Raw genomic sequence first — 22,578 nt, 5'->3', positions numbered from 1 at the left:
TTCTAGAACATCTCTAGAGCAATCATGGTAATCATCGTTGCATCATAGTAGTTGTCCAAAGGTAAATCTTGTGTGAAAATGTATTTATTTTGCTGAAGAAGTTTCAGATAACCTTCTCCCTTGTCAGACGCATAGGTAATCGGTGCCAAGAAACTACCTGCCTGATATTGATTGAGGGCCGTTCCGTTCAAGTCATAACCAGCATAAATGCGTTGCTCTTTCATAAAGAAATCCATCATCTTTTGAACGAGTTTTTGGTTTCTTTCATCCTGGCTCTGTGACAAGTGATAAGGCAAACGACAAGCGTTATAAGAATACGCTCCATCATACTGAGATTCGATAGTGTTGGCATCAACAAGTCGTGCCCCATACTTCTCAGCCCAGATAAAGTCTGGCAAGAGGCCCGTATCAGAATGAGAACTGATTTGCTCCAGATGACCAAGCATCTTATCCTTAACATCTAACCACTGTTTGTTTCCAGTCAGGTCATAGAAAGATTGGAAATAGTGAGGAAGAGTATCAGACGTCCGCATCAAATAATAGTAATCGGAATCCTTGTTGGCCCAGTTCCCTACTGTTAGGACACCTGTCTCTTCGTTGTAATTGTATTGAAGGATATCATCCAAGATTTTTTTAGCTTGCTCCTGGTATTCCTGTGCTTTATCAGGCCACTGTTTGGCAGCTTCAATTAAGGAATAAGCGATATAGAGATCTCCATCAGTTGCATTTTGTTTCTCAACCGTTTCGCTATCATTTTTGATTACTTGCTTCCAAGACATCAACTGCGTTCCCTCAATACGATGATTTAGGAAATAACGATAAAGACTATCAAAATCTGCTTGACTCGCTTGCCCTTTTTGGGCTGCTAAAACCGTTATGAGCATGCCGTAACTTTGAGCTTCTGATAGAACGGTTGTTTCCTCAGAATCATTCGTCGTACGGACATAGGACTGATCTCCCTTAGTCACAAGAAACTGTTGGCTCCATTGGCGGTAAATACGATTGCGCATTTCAACTTTACTCCTTCCTCTTGCCAAAAACAAGGTTAAACAAAAGATAGAAAGGATGAGCACAAACCATACATATTTTAATTTATTCGTTTTCATAAATCCTCCTATCCTGCAAATCGCTTGGTTTTAACCCACTTGGTTTCTTTTCGTCGGAGTACTTTGTCCAGCACGATTGAAGAAATGGAATCAATGGAAACAACGATAAACATCTGTGCATAAGTGAAATAGGCAGCCAAAGCCAACCAAATTTGCTTTGTAGTAGCTTGTCCAAATTGACTTGCCAATGCTGTCATAATTTGCATCAAATAAAGACCAATCATGAGAATCCAGTTGAAGAGCATGAGCTGGGCGATGTAGATATTGTCCGCATCAAAAGCAAATGGAACCCTGACATCTGGGAAGAAAAGATTAAGGCAGATCGCTAGCACATTCGCTAGGAAAATCAAATCCGATAGAACAATGGCAAAGTTAAACCAAAAGAAAACACAAGAATAGTTAAAGACTTCTAGTTTAACTCGCCAGTTTGCTCTGCCAAATAAATGCTTAAAGTTTGATAGAACAACTTCGTAGTTTCCTTTAGCCCAACGTTTACGCTGCATATAGTAACTCTTTAAGGTCTCAGGTTCTTGTTGGAAAGCCTCTGAATTATAGGCAAGGGCAATCAACTTCCCACTCTGCATGATTTTGAAGGAAATATCGGTATCCTCAGTTAAGGCACCATTTTTCCAACCACCGATGCTCTTTACAAAGTCGGTTTGAATGATAAAGTTGGTCCCTGGGATACGCCCAATTTTAAAGAGATGCCACATTCCAACGTGGTGCACGCGCTGAGTAACAACGATTTCTTCGTTGATACAACGAGTCAAGAAATTTTGATTGGCATTTCGAGTCTTGTTGCGACCAAAAGATGCCACGTGGCGTTCTGGATCCTTCATCACTTCTTTTACAAGGAAATAAAGGGCATTGTTTTCAGGCATAGCATCCGCATCATAGACACAGATGTATTCTCCCGTTGCCATCTTCAGGGCATCGTTTAGAACACCTGCTTTTCCTCCTGTCCCAGTACGGTCGATAATAGTCAGATTTCTTTCTGCATATTCAGGCATAGCTTGTACAGACAAACACTCTGCATAGGTGTTGTCCGAACAATTATCTGCAAATAGAAGCAACTCCACACGGTCGTGAGGGTAGTTCATATCCAAGATAGCTTTTGCCGTCTGTGCAATAACCACATCCTCATTATGAGCAGGTACGACAATGGTAACCTTAGGGTAATAAGGAAGTGGCGAGGTATCTACACGAAAATCACTATGTTTGAACCAAAAGTGAACAGCTGAAAAGAGAATTACCAAGCCCCATGCTAGAGAAATCCAAATAGTAAGCAGGGTAAAAATCATTAACATTTGACTAATCATGATTCACCGCCTTAAAATTTTTGTTCACTCGATGGTAGAGAATACTGTATGCAATAAATAATATGACAAAACAAATGCCAAAGGTAAGACTGAGTCCCAAAGCAATGCCAAAAAATATATTGGTTAGAGTCATGTTTCCCTCCTAATATTCTACAATTACATCTGTCTCTAATTGACGTTTGAGATGACTGGCAATATCCGAATAGTCTTGGTATTTATCTTTATTATCAGAGTTAATCACCAAATAGCCTGTTTGGAACTGAATTCCTTGATTGCCATCTTCTCCATGAAAAACTAAACTGCTCAGTTTCTCCCGCAAATCACTCAGATAGACTTCCTTTAAAGAACGCTTATTACTACTAGATAGAACGAGAAAATTACCATCTGAAACGTAATAGAGTTTATCGTTGTAACTCAATTCCTGAGAAATTACCTCTTGAATGCGACTGAGCATCTGGTTATGTTCTTTGGGTTTAATCTGGAAGAACAAATCTTCATGTGCCCAATGAATCAATAAGGACTGTACCGTCACATCACTTTGTTCAGTTACCATAGCATGGTAATCTGCTCGAGCTGCGTCCTCCTGTTCTTGTACCTTTGAGGCCACCTTGAAGAAATAATAACGAACCTTAAGTAGAATCCCAATCAAAAGAGGAAAACTGATTAATAAGAAGACCAGTTGAATGATTGGGATATAAACCACACCCGCAACCAAAACGATAAGTCCAAGCCCAAATGTTAAGATAAGGGTCCAAGTAAGCAAAAGGTCAGATAATACTAACACTGCAAACAAGGCTAAAGCTAAAAACAAGATTTGTTCTAAAATAATCTCTCGAGCAAAGAAAAAAGAAAGCCCTAAAAGAAGTGACTCGCACCCCAGAAAAGCGAGGAGCCAATTTCTAAATTTATTCCATTTTTTCATTACGCCTCTTCCCCCTCTTTAAATTCAGATACAGATTCAGCAATACCAAAATAATGTTGTATAGCACGAACGATTCGTTCAGAGGCTTTTCCATCTCCATAAGGATTTGGTGCCTGAGACATTTGTCTATAAAGGGGTTCATCTGTTAAGAGGGCTGTCATCGCTTCTTTTACACGTGCAGGATTCGTACCAACTAACTTCAAGGTTCCTGCGCGAACCCCTTCTGGGCGTTCCGTCGTATCACGAAGGACGAGAACAGGTTTGCCGAGGGAAGGCGCCTCTTCCTGGACACCGCCAGAGTCAGTCATGATAAAATAGCTTCTTGAAGCCAAATTATGAAAATCAAGTACATCTAGAGGTTCAATCAAGTGAATACGATTGTGCCCAGCCAATATATCGTTTGCTGCTTCTTGAACGACAGGGCTAAGGTGAACAGGATAAACAACTTCAATTTCCTGATGAAGATCAACCATCTCACGTAAAGCTGTAAAGACATTTCTCATTGGTTGACCTTGATTCTCACGACGGTGCATGGTTACCAATACAAGTTTCTTATCTGGGTCCAATTGATCTAGAACTTCATGATAGTAATCCGATTGAACGGTTAGTTTCAAGGCATCAATGGCTGTATTTCCCGTAATGACAATAGCAGACTCAGGGTGATTTTCCTTGAGGAGATTTTCTTTACTCTCACTAGTTGGAGCAAAATAAAGATCCGCAAGGCAGTCAGTCATCTGACGATTCATCTCTTCTGGGAAAGGAGAATACTTATCAAAGGTCCTTAGACCAGCTTCAACATGGCCGATACGCACCTGATTATAGAAAGCAACTAAGCTTGCTGCAAAAGTTGTCGTTGTATCTCCATGAACAAGAATTATATCTGGAAGTTCTTGCTTAACAACTGGATCAAACTTTTCTAAAATTTTTCCAGTAATATCTAAAAGGGATTGATTTTTCCCCATAATATCCAGGTCATAATGTGGCTCGATGCGAAACGTTTCAAGAACTTGATCCAGCATTTGACGGTGCTGAGCTGTCACAACTGTGATCGTCTCAATGCTGTCACTATGTTTTTGCAATTCTAACACTAAAGGGGCCATTTTAATAGCTTCTGGTCGTGTTCCAAAAACAACCATCACTTTCAGTTTCTTCATTATGCTATCCTTCTACTATAATAAAACTTGACACATCAGATTAATCTTTATATCGAATTATTGCGCAAATCAATTAATTTGATTATCTTAATTATTTTACCGTCAATTAATTTATATGTCAAATTTTTCCCAAATTATATTATTGCATTTAATTTAATTTTAACAATTTGTAACCTTTTTGTAACAATATTATTTACAACCTTTAAAAAGCCTTATTTTAGGAAATTTTAAGACTTTTTAAAAGAATCCGTATTTAAAAAAACTAAACCTTATATGTTTTTTTCGATATTTATTTTTAACTTGATAATTCAAACAATTATATTTTACCAATTTGAGGAATAAATCAAACAATTTCAAACAAAAAAATCCCTTTTTCGAATGAAAAAGGGACTATGATTGTTTACTATATTTAAGATTTAAATCTTATAAAATCTGTCTTAAGACAAATTTTTCGACAGATACAAGACCAATTCTCCGATATCTTCACAAACCGCATTCATGGCCGGTTGATGGTTCTGATACCAAACACCCGTCCCATCTGGAATATAGCCTCGTTTGATGTACAATCTCTGGGCAGGTCCATACCCTGAATGGAGCCCAACACCAAGGGTCACCTTATCCGATATGAGCCTAACTCGTTTTTCTGCTTCTTCCAGCAAGAGATTTCCAATACCTTGATTTTGAAAAGGTTCAAAGACATTAAAATCTGAGAGTTCTGGATAGATTTCTGCAAAAGGCCCCTGCTTAGCGCAGGGCAAAATTGAGATATAACCCGCCAAAGCACCCTCAACCTCTGCAACTAAGACTTCTCTCTCCCCACTTTCTTGCTCCTTAAAGTATCGAGTTAAAATCTCCTCTCTACTTGGCCAACCTTGGCTGATAAATCCTCGAGATAGTTCTTTTATGTCAGATTCTTGCATTTTTCTAATTGAACATGTCCTCTTCATAAGTTGCTCCTTTATAGCTTTCTTCTACCATTATAGCACGATAATAAAGATTAAAAGAAAAAACCTAGTAAGACAAAAGAATCTTACTATGTCAACAGGAAATCCTTTCTAACAAAATCCTATAAAAATCTGAAAAAGAGGTCCACCCAGACTGAACTCGCCTTCTCATTTCAAGGCTCGTGAAAAAAAGACCCGTAAGGATCTTATTCGCTTTCTTATTTCCGAGCTCATGAAAAAGAGGTCCACTGGACCTCTTTTTTAATCTTCGTTTACGAAAGGCATCAAAGCCATTACGCGAGCGCGTTTGATAGCTGTTGTTACTTTACGTTGGTTTTTAGCTGAAGTTCCTGTTACACGACGTGGAAGGATTTTCCCACGTTCTGAAACGAAACGGCTAAGAAGTTCAGTATCTTTGTAATCAACATATTCAATTTTGTTTGCTGCGATGTAATCAACTTTTTTACGGCGTTTGAATCCGCCACGACGTTGTTGAGCCATGTTTTTTCTCCTTTATAGTATTAATTGTCCATTAGAATGGTAAATCATCATCTGAAATGTCCAATGGATTGGTTGCTCCGAATGGATTTTCAGAACGTGAAAAGTCTGGTACTGGGTTTGCAGGTGCTGATTGACCAGCAGTTGGTGCAGAATAAGCCCCACCTGTATGTCCTTCGCGCACTCCGCGGCTTTCCAACATTTGGAAATTCTCAGCCACGACTTCTGTTACGTAGACACGTTGTCCTTGCTGGTTATCGTAACTACGAGTCTGGATACGACCTGTGATCCCGATAAGAGAGCCTTTTTTAGCCCAGTTAGCAAGATTTTCAGCCTGTTGGCGCCACATAACGACATTGATAAAATCAGCCTCACGTTCGCCATTTTGACTCTTGAATGTACGGTTTACTGCAAGAGTAAAAGTCGCAACTGCTACATTTGATGGGGTATAACGCAACTCAGCGTCACGAGTCATACGCCCTACAAGTACAACATTGTTAATCATAATCTACCTTCTTACGCGTCAAGTTTGACGATCATGTGACGAAGAATGTCAGCGTTGATTTTTGAAAGACGGTCAAACTCTTTAAGAGCTGCGTCGTCGTTAGCTTCAACGTTAACGATGTGGTAAAGTCCTTCGCGGAAATCTTGGATTTCGTATGCAAGACGACGTTTTTCCCATGATTTTGATTCAACAACAGTTGCACCGTTGTCAGTCAAGATAGAGTCAAAACGTGCTACCAAAGCGTTTTTCGCTTCTTCTTCAATGTTTGGACGAATGATATAAAGAATTTCGTATTTAGCCATTGATATGTTCCTCCTTTTGGTCTAATGACCCCTAGTCTTTGCAAGGGGTAAGTGAGGTTTGCTCACAATTAACTATTATACTAGAAATACTAGTAGATAGCAAGAGAAAAGTGAAAAAAGAAGATGAAAATATCTTCTTTTTACTAGTTTATGGTTTGATACGATGCAACATACGTGGGAATGGAATGGCTTCACGGATGTGTTTGGTTCCAGCTGCGAAGGTTACCATACGCTCGATACCGATACCAAATCCTCCGTGTGGAACTGTACCGTATTTACGAAGGTCAAGATAGAATTCATACTCTGTACGATCCATACCAAGTTCATCCATCTTAGCTACAAGGGCATCGTAGTCTTCCTCACGCATAGAACCACCGATGATTTCTCCGTAACCTTCTGGTGCGAGCAAGTCTGCACAAAGCACGCGCTCTGGATTTCCAGGAACTGGTTTCATGTAGAAGGCCTTGATAGCTGCTGGGTAGTTCATGACAAATGTTGGCACACCAAAGTGGTTTGAAATCCAGGTTTCGTGTGGTGAACCAAAGTCATCGCCATGCTCAAGATGCTCATAGTCAGCATCTTCATCATTCTCATGCTCTTGCAAGAGGTCAATGGCTTGATCGTAAGTGATGCGTTTGAATTGCTCTGCAATGTAGCGTTTCAAAAGATCTGTATCACGTTCCAAAGTTTCCAAGGCTTGGGGAGCACGGTCAAGTACACCTTGAAGAAGGGCTTTTACGTAAGCTTCTTGCAAGTCAAGTGATTCATCGTGTGTCAGGTAGGAGTACTCAGCATCCATCATCCAGAACTCAGTCAAGTGACGGCGTGTTTTTGATTTTTCAGCACGGAATACTGGACCAAAGTCAAAGACACGGCCAAGAGCCATAGCCCCTGCTTCTAGGTAAAGCTGACCTGATTGGCTCAAGTAGGCTGGAGTTCCAAAGTAGTCTGTTTCAAAGAGTTCTGTTGAATCTTCTGCCGCATTTCCTGAAAGAATTGGGCTATCAAACTTCATGAATCCGTTCTTATCAAAGAACTCATAAGTTGCATAAATGATCGCGTTACGGATTTGCATCACAGCCACTTGCTTACGAGAACGGAGCCACAAGTGACGGTTGTCCATCAAGAAGTCTGTTCCGTGTTCTTTTGGTGTGATTGGGTAGTCTTGAGATTCACCGATCACTTCGATATCTGTAATATCGAGTTCATAGCCAAACTTAGAACGCTCATCTTCCTTGACAATCCCTGTCACATAAACAGAGGTTTCTTGGCTCAAGTGTTTGATCGTTTCAAATTTTTCAAGACCTACCTCTTCTCCAAATTTTTCAATAAAGTTTGGTTTGAAGGCAACTCCTTGGAAAAAGGCTGTTCCATCACGCAATTGCAAGAAGGCAATTTTTCCTTTTCCTGATTTGTTGGCAACCCAGGCTCCGATGGTCACTTCTTGACCAACGTAGTCTTTTACATCGATAATTGTTACACGTTTTGTCATAATCTATCTTCCTTTTTTCGTTTAACTTGTCCGAAGACATCATTACCCACTATTTTACCATAAATAGACTGTGATAGCTAGGTTCTACTAGAGAAAAATCGCGAGATTTTCGTTACAAAAAATCTTCGCTAAAAAGACGAAGATTCTAAGTTTTATTTTTCCATAAATTGATGCAAACGACGAATAGCTTCTTTTAATGTATCCAAGTCTGTGGCATAGCTGAGACGAACATTTTCTGGTGCTCCAAATCCAGCTCCTGTAATCAAGGCAAGTCCGACTTCTTCGAGAATAGCTGTTGCAAACTCTGTCACATCGGTATAACCCTTCATTTCCATCGCTTTTTTAACATTTGGGAAGAGATAGAAGGCACCTTGGGGCTTGACAACTTCAAAACCTGGGACTTGGCACAAGAGTGGATAAATGGTATTCAAACGTTCTTCAAAGGCTTGGCGCATGGTTTCAACAGAGTCTTGCGGTCCAGTTAGGGCTTCAATGGTAGCATATTGAGATACTGCTGTCAGATTTGAAGTCGTTTGTCCTATCAATTTGCTCATAGCAGCGATAATTTCAGGATTTCCCACAGCATAACCTACCCGCCAACCAGTCATGGCATAAGCCTTAGATACACCGTTAATCACGATGGTTTGCTTGCGAATGGCTTCTGACAGACTAGAGATTGGAACAAATTTGTTCCCGTTATAAACCAAACGACCATAAATATCATCTGCTAGGATGATAACATCGTGTTCAACCGCCCAATTTCCGATAGCCATGAGTTCCTCACGAGAGTAAATCATACCAGTCGGATTCGATGGCGAATTGAGAACTAAGACCTTGGTCTTGTCTGTTCGGGCCGCTTCTAGTTGCTCGACTGTCACTTTAAAGTGATTGTCTTCCTTGGCTTGGACAAAGACCGGAACACCTTCTGCCATCTTGACTTGGTCTCCATAACTGACCCAGTATGGTGTAGGGATGATGACCTCATCTCCAGGATTAATCACAGCCATAAAGAAAGTATAGAGAGAGAACTTGGCACCAGTCGCAAAAGTGACTTCATTAGCTGCTACAGAATATCCATAGTAGCGTTCAAAATAGGTATTAACCGCAGCCTTTAAGTCTGGTAGACCTGAAGCAACTGTATAAAAGGAAGCACGGCCATCACGAATCGCTTCCACCGCCGCATCCTGTATATTTTCAGGAGTATGAAAATCTGGCTGTCCCAAGGTTAAGAAAAGAACATCTTTTCCTTGAGCTTTTAACGCTTTGGCTCTTGCATCACTGGCTAGAGTGACACTCTCTTCCATTTCTAGTACACGCTTAGATAGTTTCATATGCCCTCCTTATTGGATCACTGCTCCTGTTTCAAAGTCCACCAGATAGTACTGGTTTCCAGACTTAACTTCCCAAATCGGCTTGTCCTGATAGCGACCAAAGGTGACTTTGTCAATGTCGCTAGCTCCTTTTTCCCTCGAAATCGTCGCCGCCTTGTCTTGAGAAATCCCCTTATCTAGCTGATAAACGTAAATCTTGTGGTCATTCTTTTCAATCAGTACGGCAATGGCCTCTTGCTTTTTATTATGCCCCAGAATGCTGTAATAAGCTTCCGAACCATTAAAAAAACCAACCTGATCTGCCTTTTCCAATTCTACATACTGTTTGGCCAGTTTTTCTCCCTCAACCCTAGCATCTTGATAAGGTTTCATACTGAGGAAAATCAGGTAAAGAAAGGATCCAGTCAGCACTAGTAGCACCAAAGAAATGCCGATTCCGTATTGTATAAGTAGCTTGTTTTTTGCGTTTTTTTGTCTTAGTTTCACTCGTCTATTTTACCATCTCTCTTCCTTTATTACAAGTGAGGACAGGAACATTCTGAGATAATTTCTCTATAAAATCCATGCCTCTTGTATTTCTATTTATTTATTGATAGAATACCCTTATGAAACAATATTTGAAAGAAAAAATTTCCCAAAATCAATTAGACTTGAAGACAGCTATTGTTCTCAATAAAGCAATGCGAAGTTTTAAACCTTATGATACCAAGGCTGCCAAAGAACACGGACTAACCCCTACTCAATTTTCCGTTCTAGAAACTCTCTATAGCAAGGGAGAACTGCGTATTCAGGATTTGATTGAAAAAATGTTGGCCACCTCTGGAAACATGACTGTTGTTATTCGAAACATGGTTCGAGATGGCTGGATTTCTAGAACTTGTGACCCAAAAGACCGTCGTTCCTTTTTCCTGAAATTAACACCTGCTGGACGCAAAAAAATTGAAGAGGTTCTTCCTGACCATATTAACTCTATTGTAGATGCTTTTAGTATCTTGGAAGATGGGGAGAAGGAGGATTTGATTCGGATTTTAAAAAAATTTAAAAATTTGTGAGCAAAATTATTGCTAATTAGTATTATTTGTTGTAACATAGATGGTAACAAAAGAGTTCACTCTTTAATTTTTAACTAAAGGAGACACACCATGTCTAAAAAAGTATTATTTATCGTCGGTTCACTTCGCCAAGGTTCTTTCAACCACCAAATGGCCCTCGAAGCTGAAAAAGTACTTGCTGGAAAAGCGGAAGTCAGCTATCTTGATTACTCAGCTGTTCCTCTCTTCAGCCAAGATTTGGAAGTTCCAACTCATCCAGCTGTTGCTGCTGCTCGTGAAGCAGTCCTTGCTGCGGATGCGATCTGGATCTTCTCTCCAGTCTACAACTTCTCTATCCCCGGAACCGTGAAAAACTTGCTTGACTGGCTCTCTCGTGCCCTTGACTTGTCTGATACACGTGGTGCTTCTGCCCTACAAGACAAGTTTGTTACTGTCTCATCTGTAGCCAATGCCGGTCACGATCAACTCTTTGCTATTTATAAAGACCTCTTGCCATTTATCCGTACACAAGTCGTTGGTGACTTTACAGCTGCTCGTGTCAATGACTCTGCTTGGGCAGACGGAAAATTGGTGTTAGAAGAAGCAACTGCTTCATCACTTGCAAAACAAGCTGACGACCTTCTTGCAGCCATCAACTAATCAAACAAAAACCAGCTCATTCGAGCTGGTTTTATGCTTGTTTCACAAAGACGAGTTCTAAATCACTGGATAAATCAGGTTGGTAGTCAAAACCGGCGAAGCTAAGCTTACGAGCTTGCTCAACTGTTTGAACTTGTCCTTCTATCAAGGCGGTCAAAAAGGCCCCACGCGCTTTTTTTGAAATGGTTGAATGGATTTTCAACTGACCTGCCTTATCCTCCATAAATTTAAAAGTCACCATCTTTTCTCTAATTTCCTTCGAAAATACGGTTTCAAACTCTGATGATAGGAGTGAGAATAGCAAGTCCTCATCCTGAAGTGCCTCATCATAGGCTGACTTCCAATGAGTCTTTAGGGTTTTACCAGCTACTTTTAACTTCATCAAAAAGTCCAAACGGTGTGGAGCCATAGGCGACAAGGCGGGGACAACACCGTATAAAGCCGAGGTAATCAGGACATGATTTTCAAGATAGGTTTGTTCAGCCTCGGTTAACCCATCTCGTTTGATGTGACGATACATGAGACCATCGAAAAGTTTCAAGGCTGGATAATGTTTAGCCCTGTGATCTTTTAAAGCTTGAATATGGCCGTACTCTTCTTCTGCTTTCTCGGCAGATACCTTATAAAAAGTCTCTAATTCACTAGCTGAGTAGTGCGCCAATGAGTCAAGGACTGCCTGACTTTCTTCCCTCAAGGGAAGCGCTTCGATACAAGGATAGTTTGTGTTCATTTCTTTTGCTGTTGGGATTAAAATTTTCATATTGTTAGTGTAGCATATTTTTCAACCACGACCAAGAATTTCATCTTAAAAACCTCGGTTCATACCGAGGTTTGTCTGTTTATTTTGTCCATCCTAACCAGATAGCCGCGAGAACAAGGGCTGTGCCAGCTAAGCTTGTTAAGATAGATAAGAATTTATCTTTTTTCTCCTTGAACTGAGAAAACCTATTTTTATACTCAATGAAAATCAAAGAGCAAACTAGGAAGCTAGCCGCAGGCTGTACTTGAGTACGGCAAGGCGACGCTGACGTAGTTTGAATTTGATTTTCGAAGAGTATTATTGTACTTTAAAGGTCTTGAGATAGTTATCTTTTCCAACTTGACCTTCGAAGGTTTGGCCATTTTCGAGGTAAGGAAGGTCGTCTGACACGGAAGCCTTGACCTTATAAATCTTGCCATCAATTTTGAAGAAGTAGACAGTATCACCTTTGATGACAGCTGATTTAAGGTCTGAGACGATACCCTTGATGTTTTCTACCGTTTCATTATCCAGCTCGAGGTCGTTTTTATTGGCATACTTGCTGAGGAGTTCATCTACCGTAGTTGCTACGATAACGTTTTGGTACTCCACGGCATCGACCAATGCATACTCCTTGACCAAGCCTGCATTGTCCTTCAAGCCCATGATATAGAGTGGTTTGTCATTGAGATTGACAAGGATAGGGAAGGTAGCCTTGTAGGCCTTCTCTTGAACTGCTCCTTCTGCGGAAGCTCGGGCAGATTCTTCGGTTGCTGATGCTAGATTGTACTTGGTGATTTCACCAGTGCGCATATTTTCAAGGATAAACCCTAGATTACTTTCATCAGCGTTTGCAGAAGTCACCCCCGTGTAAAGATAAATATCATTTCCGATAGAAAGATAGTTATAGCCCTCCGTCGTTTGGGTAACATTTTTCTTAGAAATCAAGGCATTCCAGAAACCGTCTTTATACTTACCGTTGTAGTTGATTTGTTCGATGGTTTCTTCTGCTGGATAGACACGATCCACCCATTCTGGTACTTCATCCAAGCTGTATTCCTTGGTTTCTCCATTGGTGGCGTCTAAGATAATAACAGACGAAGGGCGAGGGACTCCTAGACCAAACTGTTTTTGATAAACGGTTGCTACATAGAAAGGATTGCCTTCATCATCCACCTCAAAGGATGGCGTTTTAAAAATCTTGGTTGGGTACTTGATTCGAAGATGACGTTTGACATCACGATTAAAATACTCGGAGTCTGAATACTTCATCGGTGTTTTCAAGTCTACCAATTCAGCGTTCCCTGTCACCATATCAACCTTGATATACTCGCCAATTCCCTTGGACTGATTATTAAACCATTTGATCGGGTCGGCATACTCCAAAGGTGTCACCCGATAGGGTTTGCCATCAACCGTCAGCTGAGTGTAGGTATCTGCTGCCACGTACTGGGAGACCTTATCCGTCAGAGAGCCTAGATAACGGTCTCCAATCTTCTCTGCAGTGCTCCGATCTAGAATTGGAACCTTACTGGTATCACTCCTAGGAAAATCTTTAAAGTCTTTTTCCGTAATGGACACCACATTAGCATAATTTTTTGCTTGGAAAAAGCTAGAGGTCACTAGACTTACCAGACCAGCAAGGGCAAAGATAAGGCCTGCAGCCAACAACAATCCTCCACCTAATTTATTAAAATGAAGCCCTTCTAGATTGAGTTCGTTGGCAGGCTTGCCATGACGTACATGAACCGTCTTGAGAAGATTGGTATCCCTTCGAAAACTAAACAAAATCCCCATCACCACCAAATGTCCACATAGGAAAAAGATAAATTCCCAGCTAGTAAGATTAAGTGGCGGCAAAAAGATATACCAAGTCGTTGCGATAAAAACAAGTTCAAAGAGTATACGTTTCATCTGAATTCCTCCTAAATAATTCGTCCTTCCAAATGATCCAGTTCATGTTGACAGATCTGAGCTGGAAAACCTGTCAGTGTAATGGTCTGCTCCTGCCATTTGCTATCGCGATAGGAAACCGTAATCGTTTCATAACGAGTTGTTGGTCGCACCCCAGTCAAGGACAAACACCCTTCCTCTGTCTCGTAAGGATCCTCAAAGGAAAGGAGAACGGGATTAAACATGACTATGGGAACCAAGCCAAGATTAAAGATAATCACGCGCTTCTGCACGCCAATCATATTAGCCGCTAGACCGACACAGGTCTCGCGATTAGCCAGCAGGGTATCCTGTAAATCTCTAGCTAGATAAATGTCTTCCTGACTTGCAGGTTTCGAGACCTGCGACAAGAATAAGACATCTCGGACAATTTTCTTTTCCATTCTCTTACGCTCCTTACAACTTTACTTTATTATAGCACAAAAGGGGGCAACTTCCAGTCCTTTCCCTCAAATGCAAAAAAAGCCATCCGAAGATGACTTTCTTTTTAAATCGCGTTCTTATCAAGACCAAGCTTACGTTGAATAAACTTAACGATTTCTACGATAAGAATCATTGAGAAGCTTCCGCCCATAACGATTCCCCATTGTGATAAGTCTAGTTTGGTTACGTGGAAGATACCTTCAAGGGGTTCTATAACAATAGTCGACATCAACAAGATGAAGGAGACCAAGATTGACCAGTTAAAGGTCTTAGACTTGAATGGTCCAACTGTCAAGATGGATTGATAAACAGACTTGACATTGTAGGCATGGAAGAGCTGAATCAAACCAAGTGTTGCAAAGGCCATTGTGAGGGCATCTGCGTGAATGGCTTGGTTGTCTCCTATATGGACTGGGTAGGCAAGAGCAAGACCATAGACGGTCAAGACGATTGCCCCTTGGAGTACACCTTGATAGATGATCGAACTCATAACCCCACCTGAGAAGAAGCTTGACTTACGTCCACGTGGTTTGTGGGTCATAACACCTGGCTCAGCAGGTTCAACACCAAGGGCAATAGCTGGGAAGGTATCCGTTACCAAGTTGATCCACAAGAGATGAACTGGCTGTAGAACATCCCAACCAAACAAGGTTGATAGGAAGATAGTTAATACTTCAGCCGTATTGGCAGAAAGAAGATATTGAATAGTCTTTTGAATGTTTGAGAAGACCTTACGCCCTTCTTCAACTGCGACGATAATGGTCGCAAAGTTATCATCCGCAAGAATCATATCAGAAGCACCCTTAGAAACCTCTGTACCAGTGATTCCCATACCGATACCGATATCGGCTGTTTTCAGAGCTGGCGCATCATTGACACCGTCACCTGTCATTGCAACGACCTTACCTTGGTTTTGCCATGCTTTCACGATACGAACCTTGTGTTCTGGAGATACACGCGCGTAAACAGAATACTGACCAACTACTTTTTCAAATTCTTCATCAGAAAGTTCGTTGAGCTCAGCACCTGTCAAGACATGGTCTTCCGAGTCATTTTCATCGATGATTCCCAAACGTTTAGCAATGGCTTCTGCTGTGTCTTGGTGGTCACCCGTAATCATGATTGGACGAATTCCTGCTTCCTTAGCGACACGAACCGCATCTGCTGCTTCAGCACGCTCAGGGTCAATCATCCCAATCAATCCAGTAAAGATCAAGTTGTTTTCCAGTTCTTCAGAAGTGAGGTTTTCTGGAATGCTATCAATAATCTTATAAGCACCTGCAAGGACACGCAAGGCTTGGTGAGCCATTTCAGAGTTGTTTGTGTGAATTAAGTTATTGACTTTCTCATCAATCGGAGCGACATCACCAGCTTTATCACGAGCAACACAACGTTTTAAAAGTTGGTCAGGAGCTCCCTTAACCGCTACAAGGAATTTCCCATCTGGTAATGGGTGAACTGTTGACATGAGCTTGCGATCTGAGTCAAACGGTAACTCAGCTACACGAGGATATTTCTCTAAGAACCCTTTAACATCGTAGCCCTTGTCCAAGGCATACTGGATGAAGGCTGTTTCCGTTGGATCCCCGATCAGGTTTCCTTCTGCATCAATCTTAGTATCATTAGCCAAAACAACAGAACGAAGAAGAGGCATTTCAAGACCTAGTTCAATGTCATCAGCTGAATCATGTAGTACTGCATCATAGAAGACTTTTTCGACGGTCATCTTGTTCATGGTAAGCGTACCAGTCTTATCAGAAGCGATGATTTCAGTTGAACCAAGTGTTTCTACTGCTGGCAACTTACGAACGATAGAGTTTCGTTTTGCCAAAACTTGAGTACCAAGGGCAAGAACGATGGTCACGATAGCAGGAAGTCCTTCTGGGATGGCTGCAACAGCAAGCGCAACAGAGGTCATCAACTCACCGAGTGGATCTTTACCTTGAATGAAGACTCCTACTACAAAAGTAACAAGGGCAATGACCAAAATTGCATAGGTCAAGACCTTAGAAAGGTTGTTCAAGTTTTGTTTGAGTGGTGTGTCTGTCTCATCAGCATCTTGGAGCATGCCAGCGATATGACCAACTTCCGTGTACATACCTGTATTGACAACAACACCAAGACCACGACCATAAGTCACGTTTGAGTTTTGGAAGGCCATATTGACACGGTCACCAATACCAGCATCTGCAGCAAGCTCGACTGTCAAGTCTTTTTCGACTGGAACAGACTCACCTGTCAAAGCCGCTTCTTCGATTTTAAGAGAGTTGGCTTCTAGCAAACGTAGGTCTGCTGGTACCACATCACCAGCTTCAAGGGCAACGATATCTCCTGGCACCAATTCTTTGGAATCAATCTCTGCCATGTGCCCATCACGAATAACGCGAGCAGCTGGACTGGACATAGACTTGAGGGCCTCGATGGCTTCTTCTGCTTTTCCTTCTTGGTAAACACCAAAGGCAGCGTTGATGATAACCACGGCTAGGATAATGATGGCATCTGCGATATCTTCCCCACCAGAAGTTATGACTGATAAGATAGCTGCAGCAATTAGGATGATAATCATCAAATCCTTAAACTGTTCAATGAATTTAACCAAGAGAGATTTTTTCTCACCCTCTTCCAGTTCATTGCGTCCATATTCAGCTTGGCGTTTTTGCGCTTCGCTTGACGAAAGGCCTTGCTCAGTTGCTTCAACTGACTTCAAGACCTCTTCAGGACTTTGAGTATAAAACGCTTGGCGTTTTTGTTCTTTTGACATGTGTCTCCTCCTTGACATTGTGTGCAAAACAAGTTCTCTTTTTGTTTTATGACAAACAAAAAGAGACTTGTTAATCATAACAAGTCTCGCTGTTTAAGATAGGGCCGGAAAGCATACTTTGCAGTACACAATTCGGAATGACGACACTATCACAGGTTTCTGCCAGCTACTCCCTTGAGTAGTACTATTATACCAAATTTTGAAAAGTTTTCAATCATTAAAATTCGATAAAGGAGGACTAAATTTGAATTTTCCCGCAAAAACCAGTATAATGAAAGAATATTACTTATACTGAAAAGGAAGTTTGATGAAGCAATCAATCTCAAATCTCAAGTTAGCTGAGCGTGGTGCTATTGTCAGTATCTCGACCTACTTACTCTTATCAGCAGCTAAATTAGCAACTGGACATCTACTTCATTCATCCAGTTTGGTAGCGGATGGTTTCAACAACGTATCAGATATCATTGGAAATGTTGCTCTCTTGATCGGCATTCGAATGGCTCGCCAGCCTGCAGACCGTGACCACCGCTTTGGACACTGGAAGATTGAAGATTTAGCTAGTTTGATCACTTCCATCATCATGTTCTACGTTGGCTTTGATGTGCTTCGGGATACCATTCAGAAAATCCTCAGTCGGGAACAAACGATTATCGATCCTCTGGGAGCATTTCTAGGAATCATTTCTGCAGCGGTTATGTTTGTCGTTTATCTCTATAACACACGCCTCAGTAAGAAATCCAAATCCAAAGCTCTAAAGGCAGCAGCTAAAGATAATCTTTCCGATGCAGTCACCTCGCTTGGGACTTCCATTGCTATCCTAGCCAGCAGTTTTAATTATCCGATTGTGGATAAATTAGTCGCTATCATCATCACTTTCTTTATCTTAAAGACAGCCTATGATATCTTTATCGAATCTTCCTTCAGTCTTTCAGATGGTTTTGACGACCGTCTGCTTGAGGATTATCAAAAGGCTATCATGGAAATTCCCAAAATCAGCAAGGTTAAGTCCCAAAGAGGGCGTACCTATGGTAGCAATATCTACCTTGATATCACGCTGGAGATAAATCCTGATTTATCAGTCTATGAAAGTCACGAAATTGCAGACCAGGTCGAGTCTATGCTAGAAGAGCGTTTTGGAGTATTTGACACCGATGTCCATATCGAACCTGCTCCTATACCTGAAGACGAAATTTTAGACAATGTCTACAAAAAATTGCTCATGCGTGAGCAATTGATTGACCAAGGAAATCAGCTAGAAGAACTCCTTGCCGAGGACTTTATCTATATCCGTCAAGATGGGGAGCAGATGGATAAAGAGACTTATAAGGCTGAAAAAGAACTTAAAGCTACAATTAAGGACATTCAGATTACCTCCATCAGTCAGAAAACCAAACTTATTTGCTATGAGATGGACGGAATCATCCACACCAGTATCTGGCGTCGCCATGAGACTTGGCAAAATATCTTTCATCAAGAAACCAAAAAAGAAGAATAGAAAAATCCTGTCGTAATGACAGGATTTTTCTATTCACCTAACTATCAAAGTCACTTAGGTATTCATAGCGTTCGTATTTCTCAAGGAGTTCTTCGTTTTTCTCGTCTAGCTCTTTCTGAAGGGTCGCTAGTTTGCCAAAGTCAGAGCCGTTTGCCTGCATCTCTTCTTCAATGGTAGCGATACGATTTTCCAAGGCTTCAATATCGCCTTCAATGCTTGCCCACTCCTGCTTTTCTTGGTAGGTCATGTGTTTCTTGTCTTCACGGACCTTGACCACTCTTTCCTTTTCAGCCTTTTGCACTTGATTGGCCATCTCTGTTTCAAAGGCTTTTTCGTCAAGATAGTCTGTGTAATGACCAAAGAAAGGACGAATCTTACCATCCTCAAAAGCGAGAATCTTGGTCGCTACCTTATCCAGGAAATAACGGTCGTGGCTAACTGTCAATACTGGCCCTGCAAAGCCCTGCAAGAAATTCTCCAAGACTGTCAAGGTTGCAATGTCCAAGTCATTTGTCGGCTCGTCCAAAAGAAGAACATTGGGTTTTTCCAGGAGAAGTTTGAGGAGATAAAGGCGTTTTTTCTCTCCCCCAGACAATTTCTCAATCAAGGTTCCGTGGGTTGAACGTGGGAAAAGGAACTGCTCCAGCAACTCTGCAATGGAAGTCGTGGAACCACCACTGGTCTTAACCTCTTCTGCTACTTCCTGCAGGTAATTGATGACCCGTTTGCTTTCATCCAAGCCTTCGATTTGTTGAGAGAAATAGGCGATGCGAACAGTTTCCCCTCTCACAACTTGTCCTTCAGTTGGCTCAAGACTTCCTGCAATCAAGTTGAGTAGGGTTGATTTCCCAACACCGTTGTCCCCAACGATACCGATACGGTCTTTAGCTTGCACCAAGAGATTAAAATCTTGCAATATTGGCTTATTCTCATAAGCAAAGGAAACATTCTGAAACTCGATGACTTTCTTCCCAATCCGACTGGTCTCAAAGTTCATGGTCAAGTCTGTATCAGCAACGCCACCTGAAACTTCCTTTTTCAAGTCATGGAAACGATTGATACGAGCCTGCTGCTTGGTCGCACGCGCTTGCGGTTGTCTACGCATCCAGGCCAGTTCTTGTTTGTAGAGTTGTTCTTTCTTGTGGAGAAGGGCAGCGTCACGCTCATCTTGTTCAGCCTTGAGGCGAACATAGTCCTGGTAATTTCCCTGATACTCGGTCAAGCCTGCTCGGTCCAACTCGAAAATCCGCGTTGATAGTGCATCTAGGAAATAACGATCGTGGGTGATAAAGAGAACTGTCTTCTTGGAATTTTTCAAAAAAAGAGTCAGCCACTCAATAGTCGCAATGTCCAGGTGGTTGGTCGGCTCGTCCAGAAGCAAGAGGTCGTGGTTTCCTAGGAGAACTTGCGCCAACTGAACCCGTCTTCTCAGACCGCCTGACAATTCCCCAACAGGAGTAGATAAGTTCTGAATGCCCAACTTGCTGAGAACCGTCTTGACCTGGCTTTCAATTTCCCAAGCTTGGAGAGAGTCCATCTCTGCCATGACCCGTTCCAAACGAGCTTGCTTGTCCTCACTGTAGTTGAGCATGATTAACTCATACTCACGAATGAGCTGGATTTCCTTGAGGTCGCTGGATAGAACCGTATCCAAGACCGTCTTGCTATCATCAAAATCAGGATCCTGGGTCAAGTAGCCAATCTTATAGTCATTCTTTGCCGAAAAGGGACTGACATCCCCATCAAAGCCAGAAACACCAGAAAGAACATCCAACAGAGTGGTCTTACCAGTCCCATTGACACCAATCAGACCAATTCTGTCTAGGTCATGGATAATAAAAGAAATATCCTTAAAAACGGTCTTGTCTCCGACGGATTTGCTTAATTTTTCAACGATAAAATCACTCATTTTTTCTCCCTCAGGTAAGCATGGATTGCTTGACGGTCGTTTTCCAACTCTCCATCGACAATGGCAAACTCAATCTCTGTTAAAATCTCTCCCAAGTCTGGTCCTGGCTGGTAACCATATTCCTTAATCAAAATTCCACCGTTAATCTGAATTTCTTTCTTATCATGAATGGTCAAACTATGGTAAGTTTCTTTGATGGCTTGTGGGTTGACTTCTTTTCCTTGGGCCTGACGAAGACTTTCAGCTTGTAGAAGGGAATCCAAGTCAAAGCGGTAACAATCGCGCCTGCTCAGCTCTCCTTCTTCTCGCAAAGTCAAAATAGTCAGCAAATCCTGTACTTGCTTGGCAAACTGGCGTGAGGTCTTCCAATGTTTCAAAAATGGCTGTGCATCTTTAATCTCCAAAGCCCACAATAGAGCCGCCCAGGCTTGTTCGGAAGACTCAAAAGTGAAATCAGTCTCCAAATCAAACAGTCTGTTGAGCTTGTCTTGGCTTCCTGCCATATCTGGAAGATAGTCATAAGCTTGACTCTCAATCATGGAAGACAGACCCACTCGCCAAAACGGTGCCAGCAAGAGTTTATCAAACTCAACGAAGGTGCGCTCCACAGAAATTTTCTCCAAAAGCGGCGTCAAAGTCTTCATCGCTTTAAATGTTTCTGGCTCAAGTTCAAAACCAAGACTGGCCTGAAAACGGAAACCACGCATAATCCGCAAAGCATCTTCGTTGAAACGCTCACTAGCTACTCCAACTGCTCGCAAGACTTGGTTTTTCAAATCTTCTAAACCATGAAACAAGTCAATGATTTCGCCTGTCTCATCCAAGGCAAAGGCGTTGACTGTGAAATCACGGCGCTTGAGGTCTTCTTCTAGCGAACGCACGAAGGAAACCGCACTGGGTCTGCGATAGTCCACATAGACATCTTCGGTCCGAAAGGTCGTCACTTCATATTCCTCGTCCCCATCTAAAACTAAAACAGTTCCATGCTCGATTCCAATATCGGCTGTTCGCGGAAAAATCTGCTTAGTCTCCTCTGGATAGGAAGAAGTCGCGATATCCACATCGTGGATGGGACGATTGAGGAGGGCATCTCGAACAGAGCCCCCAACAAAATAGGCTTCAAAGCCTGCTTCTTTAATTTTTTCTAATACTGGTAAAGCCTTCTGAAATTCAGAAGGCATTTGCGTTAATCTCATAATAAGTGTTCTAATCCATAGACAAGCTCATGACGCTTGACAACTTCTTTGATTCCCAAATTGACCCCTGTCATGAAGGAGCTGCGATCATAGGAGTCATGACGAAGGGTCAATCCTTCTCCCTGATTGCCAAAGATAACTTCTTGATGAGCTACTAAGCCTGGCAAACGAACTGAGTGGATCCGCATGCCATCAAAGTCAGCACCACGGGCACCTGCAATCAATTCTTCCTCATCAGGCGCACCTTGTTGGATAGACTCTCGCACTTCCGCCATCAGCTCAGCCGTTTTAATGGCTGTTCCACTCGGAGCATCTTTTTTCTTGTCATGATGGAGCTCGATAATCTCTACATTTGGGAAATATTTGGCAGCCTGCGCCGCAAATTGCATAAGCAAGACAGCTCCCAAGGCAAAGTTAGGAGCAATCAAGCCACCCAAATCTTGTTCACGGGAAAATGCTTTTAGTTCTGCAATTTCGTCACTAGTGAATCCTGTTGTTCCAACTACTGGAGCAAAGCCATTTTCAAGAGCAAAGCGTGTATTTTCGTAGGCAACGGCTGGTGTAGTAAAGTCTACCCAGACATCCGCTTCAAACCCGGCTAAATCAGCCTTATCATTAAAGACAGGAATCCCTTGCCATTCTGACTCAGACTCAAAAGGATCCAAAACTGCGACCAAGTCCAAGTCTGGATCAGCCAAGACCATCTGACAAGCAGCTTGGCCCATCTTTCCCTTAAACCCGGCAATAATTACTCGAATACTCATCACTACTCCTGACTAAGATACAAAGGACGTTAGCTGCCCATGAAAAATAGGGAATGGCGCTGACTTTCCATGAA

General features: G+C 41.9%; 22 protein-coding genes. 3 read left to right on the top strand and 19 right to left on the bottom strand.

Features of this window, described 5'->3' with window-relative positions:
- Window positions 1-2: 2 nt before the first annotated feature.
- The 11 genes from EKB01_RS00970 to EKB01_RS00920 all read right to left on the bottom strand — a co-directional run bounded on the left by EKB01_RS00970 (window position 3) and on the right by EKB01_RS00920 (window position 10,059).
- Window positions 3-1,106, bottom strand: a complete 1,104-nt coding sequence (locus EKB01_RS00970) for a glycosyl hydrolase family 8 (RefSeq protein ID WP_167265300.1) — start codon at window positions 1,104-1,106, stop codon at window positions 3-5.
- An 8-nt stretch (window positions 1,107-1,114) separates the two neighbouring features.
- Window positions 1,115-2,425: a glycosyltransferase gene (locus EKB01_RS00965; RefSeq protein ID WP_167265298.1), complete on the bottom strand. Its 1,311-nt coding sequence runs from the start codon at window positions 2,423-2,425 to the stop codon at window positions 1,115-1,117.
- A gap of 142 nt (window positions 2,426-2,567) precedes the next feature.
- Complete coding sequence (locus tag EKB01_RS00960; protein WP_084853337.1) at window positions 2,568-3,347, bottom strand: hypothetical protein; 780 nt, start codon at window positions 3,345-3,347, stop codon at window positions 2,568-2,570.
- Complete coding sequence (wecB, locus tag EKB01_RS00955) at window positions 3,347-4,501, bottom strand: UDP-N-acetylglucosamine 2-epimerase (non-hydrolyzing) (protein WP_167265296.1); 1,155 nt, start codon at window positions 4,499-4,501, stop codon at window positions 3,347-3,349. The genes EKB01_RS00960 and wecB overlap by 1 nt, the downstream gene beginning before the upstream one ends.
- Before the next feature lie 437 nt (window positions 4,502-4,938).
- Entirely contained in the window at window positions 4,939-5,448 is a 510-nt protein-coding gene (locus EKB01_RS00950) for a GNAT family N-acetyltransferase (RefSeq protein WP_025172573.1), read from the bottom strand.
- A 258-nt stretch (window positions 5,449-5,706) separates the two neighbouring features.
- Entirely contained in the window at window positions 5,707-5,946 is a 240-nt protein-coding gene (gene rpsR, locus EKB01_RS00945; RefSeq protein ID WP_000068664.1) for a 30S ribosomal protein S18, read from the bottom strand.
- 31 nt (window positions 5,947-5,977) lie between these two features.
- Window positions 5,978-6,448 carry a single-stranded DNA-binding protein SsbA gene (ssbA, locus tag EKB01_RS00940; protein WP_000609596.1) on the bottom strand — a complete coding sequence of 157 codons (471 nt, stop codon included), beginning with the start codon at window positions 6,446-6,448 and terminating at the stop codon, window positions 5,978-5,980.
- A gap of 11 nt (window positions 6,449-6,459) precedes the next feature.
- Window positions 6,460-6,750 (bottom strand): 30S ribosomal protein S6, encoded by a 291-nt coding sequence (gene rpsF, locus EKB01_RS00935; RefSeq protein WP_001151782.1) that lies wholly within the window; start codon window positions 6,748-6,750, stop codon window positions 6,460-6,462.
- Between the two features lie 148 nt (window positions 6,751-6,898).
- On the bottom strand, window positions 6,899-8,245 hold the full coding sequence (asnS, locus tag EKB01_RS00930; RefSeq protein WP_161800222.1) for an asparagine--tRNA ligase: 1,347 nt from the start codon (window positions 8,243-8,245) through the stop codon (window positions 6,899-6,901).
- A 149-nt stretch (window positions 8,246-8,394) separates the two neighbouring features.
- Complete coding sequence (locus tag EKB01_RS00925) at window positions 8,395-9,573, bottom strand: pyridoxal phosphate-dependent aminotransferase (protein WP_167265294.1); 1,179 nt, start codon at window positions 9,571-9,573, stop codon at window positions 8,395-8,397.
- A gap of 9 nt (window positions 9,574-9,582) precedes the next feature.
- Window positions 9,583-10,059, bottom strand: a complete 477-nt coding sequence (locus EKB01_RS00920; RefSeq protein WP_007521296.1) for a DUF5590 domain-containing protein — start codon at window positions 10,057-10,059, stop codon at window positions 9,583-9,585.
- Between the two features lie 119 nt (window positions 10,060-10,178).
- On the opposite strand from EKB01_RS00920, the gene EKB01_RS00915 reads away from it, so the two are divergent.
- Both EKB01_RS00915 and EKB01_RS00910 read left to right on the top strand, forming a co-directional pair.
- Window positions 10,179-10,625 (top strand): MarR family transcriptional regulator, encoded by a 447-nt coding sequence (locus EKB01_RS00915; protein ID WP_007521295.1) that lies wholly within the window; start codon window positions 10,179-10,181, stop codon window positions 10,623-10,625.
- Between the two features lie 90 nt (window positions 10,626-10,715).
- Window positions 10,716-11,264: an NADPH-dependent FMN reductase gene (locus EKB01_RS00910; RefSeq protein ID WP_007521292.1), complete on the top strand. Its 549-nt coding sequence runs from the start codon at window positions 10,716-10,718 to the stop codon at window positions 11,262-11,264.
- A gap of 31 nt (window positions 11,265-11,295) precedes the next feature.
- Here the strand turns inward: EKB01_RS00910 and yaaA are convergent, their stop codons facing one another.
- The 5 genes from yaaA to EKB01_RS00885 form a co-directional block, all read right to left on the bottom strand.
- Window positions 11,296-12,024, bottom strand: coding sequence for a peroxide stress protein YaaA (gene yaaA, locus EKB01_RS00905; RefSeq protein WP_167265292.1), 729 nt, complete (start codon window positions 12,022-12,024; stop codon window positions 11,296-11,298).
- Window positions 12,025-12,103: 79 nt separating this feature from the next.
- Window positions 12,104-12,235 carry a DUF3953 domain-containing protein gene (locus EKB01_RS00900; RefSeq protein WP_002878149.1) on the bottom strand — a complete coding sequence of 44 codons (132 nt, stop codon included), beginning with the start codon at window positions 12,233-12,235 and terminating at the stop codon, window positions 12,104-12,106.
- Between the two features lie 86 nt (window positions 12,236-12,321).
- Window positions 12,322-13,917 (bottom strand): hypothetical protein, encoded by a 1,596-nt coding sequence (locus EKB01_RS00895; RefSeq protein ID WP_084853327.1) that lies wholly within the window; start codon window positions 13,915-13,917, stop codon window positions 12,322-12,324.
- 11 nt (window positions 13,918-13,928) lie between these two features.
- A complete protein-coding gene (locus EKB01_RS00890; RefSeq protein WP_167265290.1) occupies window positions 13,929-14,339 on the bottom strand; it encodes a peptide deformylase in 411 nt (136 codons plus the stop codon).
- A gap of 104 nt (window positions 14,340-14,443) precedes the next feature.
- The gene (locus EKB01_RS00885; protein WP_167265288.1) at window positions 14,444-17,140 is read right to left on the bottom strand and encodes a cation-transporting P-type ATPase; all 2,697 of its coding nucleotides are present in this window, start codon (window positions 17,138-17,140) and stop codon (window positions 14,444-14,446) included.
- Between the two features lie 307 nt (window positions 17,141-17,447).
- Here EKB01_RS00885 and mntE point away from each other — a divergent pair, with 307 nt between their 5' ends.
- On the top strand, window positions 17,448-18,635 hold the full coding sequence (gene mntE / locus EKB01_RS00880) for a CDF family manganese efflux transporter MntE (RefSeq protein ID WP_167265286.1): 1,188 nt from the start codon (window positions 17,448-17,450) through the stop codon (window positions 18,633-18,635).
- Window positions 18,636-18,672: 37 nt separating this feature from the next.
- On the opposite strand, the gene EKB01_RS00875 is transcribed toward mntE, so the two are convergent.
- From EKB01_RS00875 to dapB, 3 genes are read right to left on the bottom strand one after another with little or no spacing between them, the layout of a single operon-like run.
- Window positions 18,673-20,544: an ABC-F family ATP-binding cassette domain-containing protein gene (locus EKB01_RS00875; protein WP_167265284.1), complete on the bottom strand. Its 1,872-nt coding sequence runs from the start codon at window positions 20,542-20,544 to the stop codon at window positions 18,673-18,675.
- Window positions 20,541-21,740 (bottom strand): CCA tRNA nucleotidyltransferase, encoded by a 1,200-nt coding sequence (locus EKB01_RS00870; protein ID WP_167265282.1) that lies wholly within the window; start codon window positions 21,738-21,740, stop codon window positions 20,541-20,543. The genes EKB01_RS00875 and EKB01_RS00870 overlap by 4 nt, the downstream gene beginning before the upstream one ends.
- A complete protein-coding gene (gene dapB, locus EKB01_RS00865) occupies window positions 21,737-22,504 on the bottom strand; it encodes a 4-hydroxy-tetrahydrodipicolinate reductase (protein ID WP_084974916.1) in 768 nt (255 codons plus the stop codon). The genes EKB01_RS00870 and dapB overlap by 4 nt, the downstream gene beginning before the upstream one ends.
- Between the last annotated feature and the right edge of the window lie 74 nt (window positions 22,505-22,578).

This window comes from Streptococcus sp. CCUG 71758 (assembly GCF_011714815.1).
Taxonomy (GTDB): Bacteria; Bacillota; Bacilli; order Lactobacillales; family Streptococcaceae; genus Streptococcus; species Streptococcus halitosis.
This window is presented reverse-complemented; position numbering and strand designations above follow the sequence as displayed.

Excerpts from the sequence above, each read along its gene's own strand:
- EKB01_RS00970 (WP_167265300.1), bottom strand. The coding sequence starts at position 1,106 with ATGAAAACGAATAAATTAAAATATGTATGGTTTGTGCTCATCCTTTCT.
- EKB01_RS00965 (WP_167265298.1), bottom strand. The coding sequence starts at position 2,425 with ATGATTAGTCAAATGTTAATGATTTTTACCCTGCTTACTATTTGGATT.
- EKB01_RS00960 (WP_084853337.1), bottom strand. The coding sequence starts at position 3,347 with ATGAAAAAATGGAATAAATTTAGAAATTGGCTCCTCGCTTTTCTGGGG.
- wecB (WP_167265296.1), bottom strand. The coding sequence starts at position 4,501 with ATGAAGAAACTGAAAGTGATGGTTGTTTTTGGAACACGACCAGAAGCT.
- EKB01_RS00950 (WP_025172573.1), bottom strand. The coding sequence starts at position 5,448 with ATGAAGAGGACATGTTCAATTAGAAAAATGCAAGAATCTGACATAAAA.
- rpsR (WP_000068664.1), bottom strand. The coding sequence starts at position 5,946 with ATGGCTCAACAACGTCGTGGCGGATTCAAACGCCGTAAAAAAGTTGAT.
- ssbA (WP_000609596.1), bottom strand. The coding sequence starts at position 6,448 with ATGATTAACAATGTTGTACTTGTAGGGCGTATGACTCGTGACGCTGAG.
- rpsF (WP_001151782.1), bottom strand. The coding sequence starts at position 6,750 with ATGGCTAAATACGAAATTCTTTATATCATTCGTCCAAACATTGAAGAA.
- EKB01_RS00925 (WP_167265294.1), bottom strand. The coding sequence starts at position 9,573 with ATGAAACTATCTAAGCGTGTACTAGAAATGGAAGAGAGTGTCACTCTA.
- EKB01_RS00915 (WP_007521295.1), top strand. The coding sequence starts at position 10,179 with ATGAAACAATATTTGAAAGAAAAAATTTCCCAAAATCAATTAGACTTG.
- EKB01_RS00910 (WP_007521292.1), top strand. The coding sequence starts at position 10,716 with ATGTCTAAAAAAGTATTATTTATCGTCGGTTCACTTCGCCAAGGTTCT.
- yaaA (WP_167265292.1), bottom strand. The coding sequence starts at position 12,024 with ATGAAAATTTTAATCCCAACAGCAAAAGAAATGAACACAAACTATCCT.
- EKB01_RS00895 (WP_084853327.1), bottom strand. The coding sequence starts at position 13,917 with ATGAAACGTATACTCTTTGAACTTGTTTTTATCGCAACGACTTGGTAT.
- EKB01_RS00890 (WP_167265290.1), bottom strand. The coding sequence starts at position 14,339 with ATGGAAAAGAAAATTGTCCGAGATGTCTTATTCTTGTCGCAGGTCTCG.
- EKB01_RS00885 (WP_167265288.1), bottom strand. The coding sequence starts at position 17,140 with ATGTCAAAAGAACAAAAACGCCAAGCGTTTTATACTCAAAGTCCTGAA.
- mntE (WP_167265286.1), top strand. The coding sequence starts at position 17,448 with ATGAAGCAATCAATCTCAAATCTCAAGTTAGCTGAGCGTGGTGCTATT.
- EKB01_RS00875 (WP_167265284.1), bottom strand. The coding sequence starts at position 20,544 with ATGAGTGATTTTATCGTTGAAAAATTAAGCAAATCCGTCGGAGACAAG.
- EKB01_RS00870 (WP_167265282.1), bottom strand. The coding sequence starts at position 21,740 with ATGAGATTAACGCAAATGCCTTCTGAATTTCAGAAGGCTTTACCAGTA.
- dapB (WP_084974916.1), bottom strand. The coding sequence starts at position 22,504 with ATGAGTATTCGAGTAATTATTGCCGGGTTTAAGGGAAAGATGGGCCAA.